Source organism: Olivibacter domesticus, assembly GCF_900109575.1.
GTDB classification, from domain to species: domain Bacteria; phylum Bacteroidota; class Bacteroidia; order Sphingobacteriales; family Sphingobacteriaceae; genus Olivibacter; species Olivibacter domesticus.
The window spans coordinates 334,405-347,481 of the sequence record NZ_FOAF01000004.1; the positions used below are offsets into that span (position 1 = coordinate 334,405).

Annotated in this window: 5 protein-coding genes; 1 reads left to right on the top strand and 4 read right to left on the bottom strand. The window is 40.4% G+C overall.

All coding sequences use genetic code 11. The features are described from left to right. Positions 1–399 precede the first annotated feature (399 nt). The 4 genes from BMY50_RS17725 to BMY50_RS17740 all read right to left on the bottom strand — a co-directional run bounded on the left by BMY50_RS17725 (position 400) and on the right by BMY50_RS17740 (position 10,281). Positions 400–2,148: a DUF885 family protein gene (locus BMY50_RS17725; RefSeq protein ID WP_093326934.1), complete on the bottom strand. Its 1,749-nt coding sequence runs from the start codon at positions 2,146–2,148 to the stop codon at positions 400–402. A 54-nt stretch (positions 2,149–2,202) separates the two neighbouring features. After that, a complete protein-coding gene (locus BMY50_RS17730; RefSeq protein ID WP_093326936.1) occupies positions 2,203–3,597 on the bottom strand; it encodes a SusD/RagB family nutrient-binding outer membrane lipoprotein in 1,395 nt (464 codons plus the stop codon). Positions 3,598–3,607: 10 nt separating this feature from the next. Then, positions 3,608–6,607, bottom strand: coding sequence for a SusC/RagA family TonB-linked outer membrane protein (locus BMY50_RS17735; RefSeq protein WP_093326939.1), 3,000 nt, complete (start codon positions 6,605–6,607; stop codon positions 3,608–3,610). 221 nt (positions 6,608–6,828) lie between these two features. Further along, on the bottom strand, positions 6,829–10,281 hold the full coding sequence (locus BMY50_RS17740; RefSeq protein WP_093326942.1) for a family 43 glycosylhydrolase: 3,453 nt from the start codon (positions 10,279–10,281) through the stop codon (positions 6,829–6,831). 361 nt (positions 10,282–10,642) lie between these two features. On the opposite strand from BMY50_RS17740, the gene BMY50_RS17745 reads away from it, so the two are divergent. Continuing rightward, entirely contained in the window at positions 10,643–13,066 is a 2,424-nt protein-coding gene (locus tag BMY50_RS17745; protein WP_093326945.1) for a TonB-dependent receptor, read from the top strand. Positions 13,067–13,077 lie beyond the last annotated feature (11 nt).

The window sequence follows — 13,077 nt, forward strand, 5'->3', positions numbered from 1 at the left end:
GTTTACGCCTTGAAGCTTGGAAACTTTATAAACCTAACCAAATTTATAAAGCTTCCGAGCTTTTTATTTTATAGCTTTATTCCTATGCTTAGACAGGGCTAAGGCAGGCTTAAGCTAGCAACATGCTTATGTCGATCTAGGGAGAAAGCAGGGTGATTATAGTATGTTTATAGGGTCATTCTATAGTGTTTATTGGGTGTTTGTTATGCCATTGTAGCAAGAAGCCTATATTGGAGTTAAACACAATTTCTTTTTAGGAATAATTTTATCCTTAAAGTAGTTACTTCTTAGTATAAACCCCATATTCTCTATTCAATAAGTGACCACACTATTCATCTGAAGTAAAAATGAGCATTAAGTATTAGCATTGCCCTATTAATATGGAAGCCATTACGAAAACTAGTTATAAAACTTCCATTTGGTCTGATAATTTACTTCCAACGGTTTTTCTAACAAAATAGCGCTGATCATTTCAACAGGCATAGCATTCAATTTCAGCACCGTATCATGAAACTCTTTCAAGGTGTATCTACCAGATTTTAGTGCCTCTCGCTGCAGGGCATAGAATTGCAGTCCACCAATATAGTAAGACACTTGATAGAGCGGAAAAGCTTGGCTATCCCTCGAAAGCGGCCAATTGAGTTCACTTTCTACGTTTGCCCGTTCATGGCCAACCTCCTCTACCAGAAAGTTGGCACATTGTTCGGGCGACCATTTTCCTAAATGAAAATTAAGCTGAAAGATTATACGCGCACAACGATACTTCCGCCAAAATAACATGCCCATTTTTTCTTCGGGTGTACGGGCAAAACCTTTATCCCACAGGAGCATTTCCCAATAAAGAGCCCAACCCTCCATCCAAAACGGTGTGTCAAAATTTCTATAGGTTCTATTCCGGGCATTCATAAAAAACTCTAAGTTGTGTCCTGCAATTAATTCATGGTGTACCGTTGCCCTTGAAAAGTATGGATTGTTACCGAGCATCCGCATCTGAGCTAAATCATAATCCATCGTATTAGTTGGATAGGTGACACTGATTTCCCATCCACCGGTAAAGAAAGCATTTGATTTTTGGCGTTCAGGTGACATCATTATCATTCCCCAGGTCTCTTCCGCGAGCGGTGGAATACTTATTAAATCGTTCTTTTTCAAGAAATCTATCGATTCTTTGTACAGCTTATTAATAGCTTCGGGCTGCTTGCCCGGAGGCACAGCGCTTTGTTTCACCTTTTCGAGTGCGGCCTTCCAGTTAGTACCGTAACCCATTTCTTTGGTGGCTTTCTGCATTTCTTCTTGACACCAAGCCATTTCCTTATGCGCAATGGCCAGCAACTCTTCCGGGCTGTAATTCACCATCTCCAATTTCAAAAGACGCAGGAGCTCCTCTCTACCGATAGGTGAGCGGGTATAAATCCCCATCTTATTGGGCTGTTGCTTCGTTTTAAAAGCTTGTGAATAGCGATCTAAAGCATTGTCGGCCTGCTGGTAGGAGGTGGGTACCCACCAGGTAAAGGCCGGATCATAACCATTGTAAAACTGGAAGATACTGTTCGCAGTTTTTTGTAATAGCTGAAGCTCCTCCTGCGCAATCCGAATCTGTTCTGGAGTTAGCTCCACCGCTCCTAGTTTCGTTATCAGCATTGGCACTTCCTTAGCTACCTTATTAAAATTAGCTGCCACACGAGGAGCATCCAGCGGTTGTCCCCGTCTACGCAAGCGCTCCAAAGAAAAAAGACTATCGGCAAAAGGAAACCAATTTTGCAACTCAGCCATCGCAGTAACCTGCCGGTTAATAAGGTGCAGATTTTCTTTTAGATCCCTAGTGAATAAGAGGTAGTCTACCTTACATTCCTGTGGAAGTGACTTAAATTGAACAGTCTTCAGTTTTGCGACATATTTTTCATTCAATTCTTTTAAGCGATTTTGCCGATCGGGTGAACCCATCCCTTCGGCGGGACGATATCGGGGTGCATTTTCTGAAGGTGAGTAAAAACGATAAATGGCTGCTTCGTCAGCTTCAAACTGTTGCATCAAATAAGGGATTTCCTGACAAGGGACATATAGTTCAGGAGAAATCTGCGCTTTAACCGAATGCCAATTGACAAAAAGCGGTATAACAGCTATTGATAAAAAAAATTTCTTTTGCATTTCTTTCAAATAGAAAACGCCAAACCTCTTGATTTGGCGCTAAAAAATGAATAACTATTGCGCATCCCACCAAACACGTTTGGTAAGTGCATCGGCACTCTGTTGAGGTTGCGGATTATTGGTCAACTCATTCAATGGATAAAGCATCTTCCTCGGAATATCGGAAACAGCATTTTGCACTTTATTAATTGCAGGATATCCTGTTCTACGCCAATCATTAAATATCTCTGGTGAGAGAAAATTGACAACGGCTTTTTCTTCCATCATGTACGACAAAGCGTTATCAGCATTGATATTTCCTCTGCTCGCTAAATAGGTAGCGATAGCAGTGCTAGACGAAACACCAATATGAGCCATGTCTGCTTCAATTGCCTGCCGATAAAAAGGAGCTGCCGTCTCTAGCCCTGACAAGATTAAAGTAGCTTCCGCTTTCAGTAATAGCGCTTCTCTATAGTTAATTAAGTATAGCGGCGAATTAGCATTTGCATAAAATGAACCCCCTAAAGAATATTCTTCCAATGCGCCTATTCCTGCGGAACCGATCGATCTTCCTTTGTAATTATTATTTAACTTCGATCGCGATATCAGTTTATCTAGCCGAGGGTCGGCTCTACTAACCAATGAATCAACCGTTTTAGAAGATAAAACGATTGTTTCAACAGGTAAAAAGTTTCTGTACCACCGATTTTCTCTACCAGAAGTTCCATCATATACCAAACACAAATCATCATCATTACTTTGCATACCATTCTCTAAGGCATTTAATGCTAATTGTGCCTGTTCTGTTGCATTGTGATTTGGCGCTTTACTTAAATGCATATAATACCTTGCTTTAAGTGTATAGGCAGCTTTAACCCATTGTTCTGTATTTCCATTATAAAAAAAATCACGATCGCCAGGAGCAGAGCCTTCCCCCGTAGTCAGTTTTGCTATCGCTTCATCCAACAACGATTGAATAGTTGTATACACCGTTTCCTGGCTATCATAGGCAGGACGAAAAGTTTCAGTAGCATTTAAGCCTTGCGAATAGGGAACATCCCCCCACATATCAGTAGCATAGGCAATGGTATAAGCGGTCAATACATTAGCGATACCAGCATAGATATCGTTTCCTTTCTCATCTGCTTGTTCTTTAAGCAATTTTAAATTCTGCAAACAGTCGGTATACGTATACCGCCAAGTATCATTCAAATCCACCGGATTCAACAGATACGTTCCGGTATTTGGAGGTGCTTGATTAAGGGCTATTAACTGCATAAAATGAGCCGCGTTAATAGATGCCCAGCCAGCCACCACATTGTGAACAAGGTTAAATTCAATTGCTGGAAGGATTAATGATTCCTGTACGGTAGAAGGTTGATTAGGATTTTCATTTACATCCAAAAACTTTTCACAGCTAGAAAAAGTCAACGCTGCAAAGGTAGTTATATAAGCTATGTATGATTTCATTTTTTTACGATTAAAAGGTTAAGGATAGCGTAAAGTTATAAGACCTCGAAGTAGGTACTGAATTACCATATAAACCTAACGCGTCGTTACCAGTCCCATAACTGCTGACTTCAGGGTCCGACCCAGTAAAGTGAGGGGCGTAAATCCAAAGATTACGTCCGGTTGCCGTTAACGAAGCACGTTTAAAAGGGGTCCTCTTAATATATTTCTCTGGAAAATTATAGGTTAGGCTAACATTACGCAACTTTACGTAAGTACCATCTTGAATGGCCGATTCGTAAATATTACTTAAGCGCTGATAGTAATCCTGTCCGGAAACAGTAACCGTATTCGTTTCTCCTGTATTTATATTCACTCCCTCTACCACACGATCTTCGCGATTTTCGGTGGCCTTACTTGTTCCATAGAAGAAGCCATAGCGATCATCCGAATTCATCAGGTCGCCACCCTTTCGCATATCGAAGAAGAAGCTTAGATTTAGATTTTTATACGTAATGCTGTTATTTAATCCGGCTAACCAATCGGGTTGAATATTCCCGATGGCCTTCGACTCGCTGATTACAGGCAAGCCTGTATCATCAATTAGCAATTGTCCGGCATCATTGTAACTATAACCAGAGGCGAAGAAGGTGCCGTAGGGTTGCCCCTTAAAGGCATAGGTTTGTCCGATCTGTACGCTCTCAGCATCGTCGTATAAAGCCGTCACCCTATTTTTAATTTTAGTAAAATTAAAGGTCAGGTCCCATGAAAAATTTTCTTTTTTTACAGGCGCAATATTTAACAAAGCTTCAATACCTTTGTTATACATGCTTCCAGCATTGATATATGAATTACGGTATCCGGTGGAATTCGCCAAAGTAACATACGACAACAGGTCTTTATGATCCCGATCAAAATAGTTAACTTCTAAGCCGATACGGTTATTTAAAAATTGTGTTTCTAATCCTATTTCAAGCTCGGTGGTTGTTTCATTTTTCAGGTTAGAATTACCCAAATCACCACTAATTAAGAAACCCGGAATACCATTGAATGGGAAATTATCGGCAATGCTGTACACTGTAGTGGTTGCATAAGCTCCAACATTATCATTCCCTACTTTTGAGTAAGAAGCTCTTAATTTACCAAAACTTAACCATGGCATTTTATCTTTTAAGAGCTCTGAGAATACAAAACCACCAGATGCAGAACCATAAAAGTACGTTCGATTCTCTTTATCAAAAACCGAACTCTGTTCCATGCGTCCAGTGAAAGATAGGGTGAGCATCTTTTTATAGTCAACCGTTGGCTGCGCGTAAAAAGAGACACGTCTAAAACGCCTATAGTCTTCTGTACTCACCTGTGTTTCAGTGTTGCTAATATTATTAAAATCCTCAACAGTAAAACCACCTGTGCCTGTAATCTGATACCGCTGATCGTAGGTTGAAAACACATTATTACCAACCAGCATACTTACTTCAAAATCATCTCCTATTTGTTTGCGGGCTTCGGCAATGAAATCATGGTTAAACTGACGATAGTTATTATTACGATCGCGCAGGATGCCCGGTGTCGCCAGCACATCACTCGGTGCTTCATGGTACTTGGATTGCTCCGAATAAATATCGGCTCCTAACCGTTCAGTTATTGTCAGCCAATCCGCTGGATTATAGGTGAAAGTAGCAATGGGAATAAAACGATTACCTCGCGTGTCATTATAAATATTCTCTAATGCCCAAAAAGGGTTATTCCTTGAATAGCGAAAAACACGTTGGGTTCCATCTTCATTGGTAGCAGGCGATGGGTCCCAAGAAAAGGGGGCTGTATAGATCGTCCAAAGCGGACTTTCTAAGCCATACCCTTCTGAGGTGCGGTGGGAAGTAGTAGAAACATAGTTAAACTGAAAGTTCGCCGTTAGCTTATCAAAAATCTTATTGCTAAATTTTGCAAATGCAGCATGCCGCTTATAATCTGTCGTTGGAACAGTACCTTCCTGATCTAAGTATGAGTAAGACATAAAATAATTAGATTTATCCGTTCCGCCTTGCACACTTATTGTGTTTGTATAGGTTTTTCCCGTTTGGAAAAAGGCGTCCATCGGATTAACATTTCTTACAGGATTTCCGTTTACCCTTAATGTGTCTAATCTTGGACCCCATATCAAGCTTGTTTTCTGATCATTATCTATACCATTCCAGTATATTCCGCGGTCTCCCTGCGCATAGAGCGATTGTACTTCAGGATAAATGGCCTTATCTATTGCATATTGTGAGGTGAAGTTGATGCTTGGTTTTTGATCTTTAGAGCCATTTTTGGTAGTAACAATCACTACTCCCCTTGCGGCACTTGAACCATAAAGTGCAGAAGCCGCGGAACCTTTTAACACATTGACACTTTCGATAATGGCGGGGTCAATATCCGAAAACCTGCTAATTCCGTTTCCATTACCATTATTTCCCGTTTGATCGTTGTTAATGGGGACACCATCTACCACAATTAGTGCTTCATTATTTCCACTTAATGAGCTCGTCCCTCTGATCACGATCCTGGAAGAGCTACCAGGCTGACCGGAAGAAGAAGTGATCTGCACACCGGAAACTTTTCCGGTTAAGGAGTTTAATACATTCGGCTCTTTGGTTTTTGCGATATCGGCACCGGTCACTTCCTGTGTGCTATACGTTAGTTGTCGCTTTTCTCGTTTAATACCCAGCGCCGTAACTACCACTTCATTTAAGGTTTGGTTGTCCTCTTCCAATTGGATAGTAAGCTGTGTTTGCCCGGTAAAGGGTATTTCTTGAGATTGATACCCTAAGGCGGTTATTACCAATGTTGCCCCTGAGGGAGTATTAATAGTAAATGCGCCCTCACTATTAGAGGAGGTACCCGTTGAAATGCCTTTAATACGGATCGATACACCCTGTACGGGTGAATTTGCCGCATCGATCACCTTCCCTCTGAGGGTAGCGGTTTGAGACTGCACTCTGAAAAAGCTTAATAAGCTGATCAAGAGTAAAATGAAATAGTTAATTCTCATGAGTAATTTAGTGTTGGTGTTTGTGCTGGTTGAATCTTCCTTGAGATCTCTATAACAAAACTATTACATCATGACATTCAACGATTATCAAATTTTAACTACAACAAACCGTATATTGGCATATATCTAAATTTTATGTTAAATTTTTAATTTTTTATCACTTTTTAGCATTATTTAACGTAGAAAACAAAAATAAATACAAAATTTGTTTAGTATTTTTTCTAATTTGTCGTAAATATAAAATCACTAAACATTCCAAAACCTTTTTTCTCCCCATAGCTCGCTTGGTAGGGCCCTATCTGTAAGTTTTCACCTATCCATTGCGGCTTTTCATATGGACTTCCCGGAAATTCCTGCCAATTCTCACCATCTTTGCTGCCTCGAACAAAAATAAACCTACCTTCTCGTTGAATTTGCAGGTAAGAATAAAAATCAAAACCGGTATTATTATGCTGTTGCCGGCGAACTCCTGCTAAATCGGTTACAATGTTACCTATCCCCCAGCCTAACATAATACCATTTTGTAATAATTGATCCTCTTTCCCTTTAGAAACGTAACGTAACATAAGACCTACTTCATTCGCTCCTAAGGGTCTTTTTTGCCGCAAACCAGCGATGTCACTCACTTTCAATTGCATAAGAAAATTTTCAGTAGTATTTTTATATAAAAAAGGTCCCTTTTTCGAACTCCCGTCCCATGCACTTTTTGCAGAAGCCAATACAATTGTATCATTTCTCTGCGAAAGCTTTACACTGTCAGCTATACCCCCTTCCATTCCATCCCATATTCGCTGAACGGAAAAGTCTTTTGCAAAATCCTTCACCTCCTGCCGATTGGTAAGAAGGTTTTTTACGCTGCCCTCCAACGGAGCTTCCGCTGAAACCCATACCCGACCAAAACGATCTTTTGCAAAGAATTTGAAGCTAGTTTTCTCGCCTGAAGCCAATCCCTGGGCAAGATAATGGGTAACCGATTGCCAAGCAGTGCTTCCAGTTGCCTGTGCATCTTTAAAACTAAATTGATATCCCTTATCTGCAAGCGAGGTATCTACTTGCATAAATGCCAAATGCTCTGTCAGCCATTTTGGCTTAACGGAGTAGGTCAGTTTCAACTTCTCCACTGATTCCATGTTTACTACTAACGTATTTGCCAAACGTTCCAACTGAATCACATCTAATGCTTCATCCAATAAGTAGAAAGAACGCAGATAGAAATCTCCAGCGGGCAATAGATCTTTCAATACATCCGCTGTACTACTTTCCTTTACCAATTTGTTGGCTATATAGAGATAAATTGTGTTATGTTTTTTTATGAGGGTACTTAACTTCCAATCTCCTTTATCTTGCTCTTTATTATTCGCATGCACCCAAGTCAAGGTATAGGTAGCCATGCTGTCTAATTTTGGTTGTAAATAGTGCAACAAAGAAGCTTTTCCACCTTTTAAAGACAGTGCCATCTGCTGTTTATAAGCCAAGAGTTCAGCGGCACGATCCTGAAAATCAATTCTTGCATCCCCGTAGCCTTTGTTGATCCACGCTTTCACTGGTCCGAAAGTCAAATCTTTCGCTTCAAAAGAAGCTAAGTATGTACTTCTTTTTGCGCTTCTTTGTAATTGCTTTAACTCCTGTACTCCTAATGCTCGATCAAAGATCTTTAAAGAAGCAAGAGCTCCACTGAAATAATGTTGCAAACGCCTGTCTGTTCCGATCAGAATGTCTGATGCCTTTTGCAAAAAAAGCATACGATTACCTTCATTTTCTAACATACCATCCACATAAAGTCGCTCTTCTGTGCCATCAAAAACGAGCGCAATATGATGCCACTGATTTGGCGCTGGCGTTATTTTGAAAGGCAGATTAGACCATCCCCCGTGGACAGCCGCACCTAATGCTTGATCAGAACCATATCCTAACGAGGCATGTGTTAAATCCCTTCCGCCAGAAGCCCATTGCATCAACGGTTCTTCCTTAGCAATCTCCGAGTTGTGCACCCAAGCGCTGATAGTAAAACTGCTATTGCCGCTTAATGTTGCCGGAAGCAGCATTTGTGATTGCCAGTAACTTTGTCCGTCGAAAATAAAAGCTTTCTTTCCCTGTACCAAATCCACTAAATAAGCTCCGTTCTTCACCTGAAAGGCACCCCCTAACACACCTTTATTTGACACTTCCATTCCTGATGCTTGCAGGTCGTATTGATCTGCCTCTAGATCAACTAACAAACCCATACTCTGCTGTCTGCCGACAGGCTGCTGCGGGTCCGAAAATTTTCCTTCCTCACGGCCTACGTTGGCCTCACTATAAATTTTCACGTTCCAAATTGCTTTGTTTAAACCTGCTAGCTGGGTATCCTTTATGGTAATACGAAGGTAGCGTGCCATTACGTTACCATAATCTTTCATCGGACTTCCCCATTGCGTATTTTTAGTCCGATCTGCAAAAGTTTCCCAATAGTTGCCATCGCTCGAGTATTCTACCAAGTACTGATAATACCACGTGGCATATTCAAATTGTGTTAACACGCTCCGTATAGATTCTTCTTTACCTAAATCCACCTGCCACCAGGCATCATGCATATTATCTGCAGCTTTCCATAAGGTTCCATTATTATCATCTGCGGCATATGCCGCCATAAAGTCGTCGCTATAAGTTGAAGATGCACTGACCGATCTGCCCAATGCTAAATTCTTCCCGGAGATGGTGTTTTTGGCCAATCCACCAATACCTGTATGCGTTGGAACTATCTTTTTTATATTTCCTATGGCATCAAACTCTAATTTATCGGCGGCAATCTGCCGATGGAATCCCCCACCACTATGTGGATTATTATGCCGATGGTAAACAATATAAAAATCATTCCCTTCTTGCAGCACACTGTTGTGCCCAGGTCCATGCACTGTACCCTCTTCATTGGTAACCAAAATCGGACTGTTTTCACCATAAGTAAAGGGCCCTAAGGGTCCGGTCTTGCTCATTACATAGTGCACCTTATAACTTGCATCTTCGCAATGTTCAGCGCTATACATCAGGTAGTAAATCCCATTTCTTTTGAACATAAATGGCGCTTCAAAGAAATCCTTGGCGATGGTATTTGGAATGATATCCGTTTTAGCAAAAGATTTCATATCGGCGTTTAGTAAGCCCATACCACAGCCACTGTTTGGATAAATACCCCAAGTTCCCCAATACATATACATTTTTCCGTCATCATCAAGAAAGGTTTGTCCATCCAGTGTAATTACATTCGGCACGAAGTGATTAGGAACTACGGGTTTATTATCAGGTAGCAGCGAAGTCCAAGGCCCAACAGGTGAATTTGAAGAAGCCCCATATAATTCAACGGGCTGGCTATAGTACATGTAATATTTACCGTCACTTGCTTTGTTTACATCCGGTGCCCAATAAATAGGTGTTGAAGGCCAGTTCATAGGCTGCATATACCAGTTTACGAAATCTTTGGAAGTCCACACTTGAGAGGGACCTAAGCCAAAGCCATTGCCATCAGTCGTTGCATAAATATAATAGGTATCGCCCCATTTTTTAACGGTAGGATCAGCAAAATAGCCCGGTATAATTGGATTACCGGTTTGTGGAGAAGTATGTTTCAGCTGCTGGGCAAAGCCCGAAAATGAAACTAGAAAAACGAAAAAAGTGAGTATTTTTTTTGTATTGAACATAGGCTTAATTTGTCCATGATTTTAGAAGGTTTGAATTGTTAGGCCCCTTAACAATTTAACATATTTATGTTGGGTAGTTTTTAAAGATTAATAAAACATTTAAAACATAAGTCAAAGTTAATCGCCAGCAGTGCCCTTTTCTACTTATATTTTTGCTAGGAATTAGCAGATTTTATCGGAAAGTCGTTTTGTGCTTCTTTAGGAGTTTGCAGTATATTTTAGCATTTTATCCGCATTCCTTCTCATTTCTTATAGCACATAAAAATAGAGAAGAATCAATTCTTATTTAGAACAATTTAAAATAAAATTGTTTAGACTTGTTTTAAATAATATATTTGCAGCCAAAATAATCTAACTACCCATGTCACAACCGTTTACACTTTTTATTTTTCTCTTTTTATGGTCTTTCAGCCTTTCATTTGCCCAAAATGGCGAGGTCAGTGGCTCTATCCATACCTCAGATGGCAAACCGGCCGAGTTGGTAACTATTACCATTAAGGGCACAAACAAGGGTTCCATAACCGATAAAACTGGAAATTACACAATAAAAGATGTTACACCTGGCTCCTATATATTAAAAGTGACGTCAGTTGGCCTCGAAAAGCAAGAAAAGGCTATTGAGATAAGTCCCGGAAGTTCACTGAACGTAAATTTTGTATTGAAAGAGAATGCCGCCACCTTACAAGAGGTGCTTGTATCTACCAAGAATCTGAATAAAAAAGACACTTACAGCGCTCGGATGCCCTTAAAGAAGCTGGAAAACCCACAAGTTTATAGTACTGTTTCAGTGGAAACAATGAAGGAACAGGGCCTTACCAACTTTGACGATGCCTTACGCAACGTTCCAGGCATTACCCGAACCTGGGAATCAACGGGAAGAGCCAGTGATGGAGCTTCTTACTTTGCATTAAGAGGTTTTGACTCTCAACCCATTATGTATAATGGCTTACCTGGTTTAACAAGCGGCAATCTTGATCCAATAAATATCGAAGAAATACAGGTTATCAAAGGGCCTTCGGCTACACTGTTTGGGGGTAGCTTTTATAGTTATGGAGGAATGATCAATACGATCACGAAGAAGCCGTACTATGCGTTTGGAGGTGAGGTTACCTATCAAATGGGAAGCTACGGATTAAACAGGGTGACGGCCGATATCAACACACCCTTAAGCAAAACAGAAAAGATAGCCTTGCGCATTAATACAGCCTATCATGATGAAAACAGTTTTCAAGATGCCGGATCTAAAAAGTCATTCTTCCTCGCCCCGTCTCTCGTTTATGAAGTAAACGACCGACTTTCCTTCCACCTTATGGCCGAAATTCTCGAGGAAGAGCGTGCCGTTCCTGCTGTATTTTTTCATTCAGATCGTACAGGCCCATTGCCATTCAAATCACTCGAAGAGCTTAACCTTAACAACAATTTATCATTTATCAGCAACGATCTAACCATTAAGAATCCGCGATTTAACTTACAAGGGCAAATGCTTTATAAGTTATCGGAACAATGGACTTCGCAAACAGCCATTTCAAGAGGAACTGTAAAATCTGATGGCTACTATACTTATATCTGGGATGATGGGATTACAGACAACTATTTTGATCAATTCGCTCAAAAAGAACAACAAACAACAAGCGTAACCAATATTCAACAAAACTTTAATGGCGATTTCAAGATTGGCGCCCTGCGTAATCGCTTGCTAGTGGGTTTAAACTATTTTAACCGCAACACCATTAACAACGGTTCGGGTTCTGCAATAGTGAGAAAGGTTACCCCACAACAAGCAGAAGTGGCATATATAGCACCAGGTACTACCGATACCATTCCACCGGTGTACCTGTCTCGTATGTTTGTAGATAATATTTTAGCCAATACCGGCGCCGCCAATAGCAACGTAAGCAACAGCTCTTATAGTGCATATGTTTCGGATGTATTAAATATCACACCGTCATTGTCGGCCATGGCTAGTTTACGGGTTGATCATTTTGTCTCGAAAGGGGAAAAGAGTGATCCGGACGATGACTTCAACCAAACAGCTTTATCTCCAAAATTTGGATTGGTTTATCAACCCATTTTAGATAAAGTATCGATTTTTGCCAACTACATGAATGCCTTCATCAATGTAACCCCTAGATCCATCGCTAATACCGATGGTAGTGATCCTCGAATCAAATCATTTAAACCTGAGCAAGCCAATCAATTTGAGTATGGTATAAAAACCGATTTGTTCAACGAACGATTAAATACTACTATATCCGTATATAACATTAAAGTGTCTGATCGCGTATCAACTGACCCCAACAATCGTAACGATTATTTACAAGGAGGGAAAGTTCAGAGTAAAGGTTTTGAAATTGAATTGAATGCCAATCCTTTTCAGGGATTAAATCTTATTGCCGGTTATAGTTACAATAAAACAGAAGTGATAGCAGGTGACGAAAACGACTTCTACAGTGAACCCGGTAGAGCAATTGGAGGGCAGGGACCTCAAAATTTAGCAAATCTATGGGCAAGCTATCGATTTACCAGCGGAAAATTGCAGCATCTTGGCCTTGGGTTTGGCGGTAATTATGCGGGCAAGTACAGGGTGATGGATAGCAGTATAACGGGAGAGTTCGATTTGCCCAGTTACATCTTATTGAATGCTGGCGTATTTTATAATCTTGCGCATTACCGAATCTCTTTTAATCTAAACAATATAACCAATAAGGAGTACTATATAGGCTACTGGTCGGTTAATCCACAAAGGTTACGTAACTTTTCGGCAAGCTTTAGCTATAAGTTTTAAAATGGAATAAA

What these genes read in the sequence shown, in the direction of transcription:
- BMY50_RS17725 (WP_093326934.1), bottom strand. Translation starts at nt 2,148, where the DNA reads ATGCAAAAGAAATTTTTTTTATCAATAGCTGTTATACCGCTTTTTGTC.
- BMY50_RS17730 (WP_093326936.1), bottom strand. Translation starts at nt 3,597, where the DNA reads ATGAAATCATACATAGCTTATATAACTACCTTTGCAGCGTTGACTTTT.
- BMY50_RS17735 (WP_093326939.1), bottom strand. Translation starts at nt 6,607, where the DNA reads ATGAGAATTAACTATTTCATTTTACTCTTGATCAGCTTATTAAGCTTT.
- BMY50_RS17740 (WP_093326942.1), bottom strand. Translation starts at nt 10,281, where the DNA reads ATGTTCAATACAAAAAAAATACTCACTTTTTTCGTTTTTCTAGTTTCA.
- BMY50_RS17745 (WP_093326945.1), top strand. Translation starts at nt 10,643, where the DNA reads ATGTCACAACCGTTTACACTTTTTATTTTTCTCTTTTTATGGTCTTTC.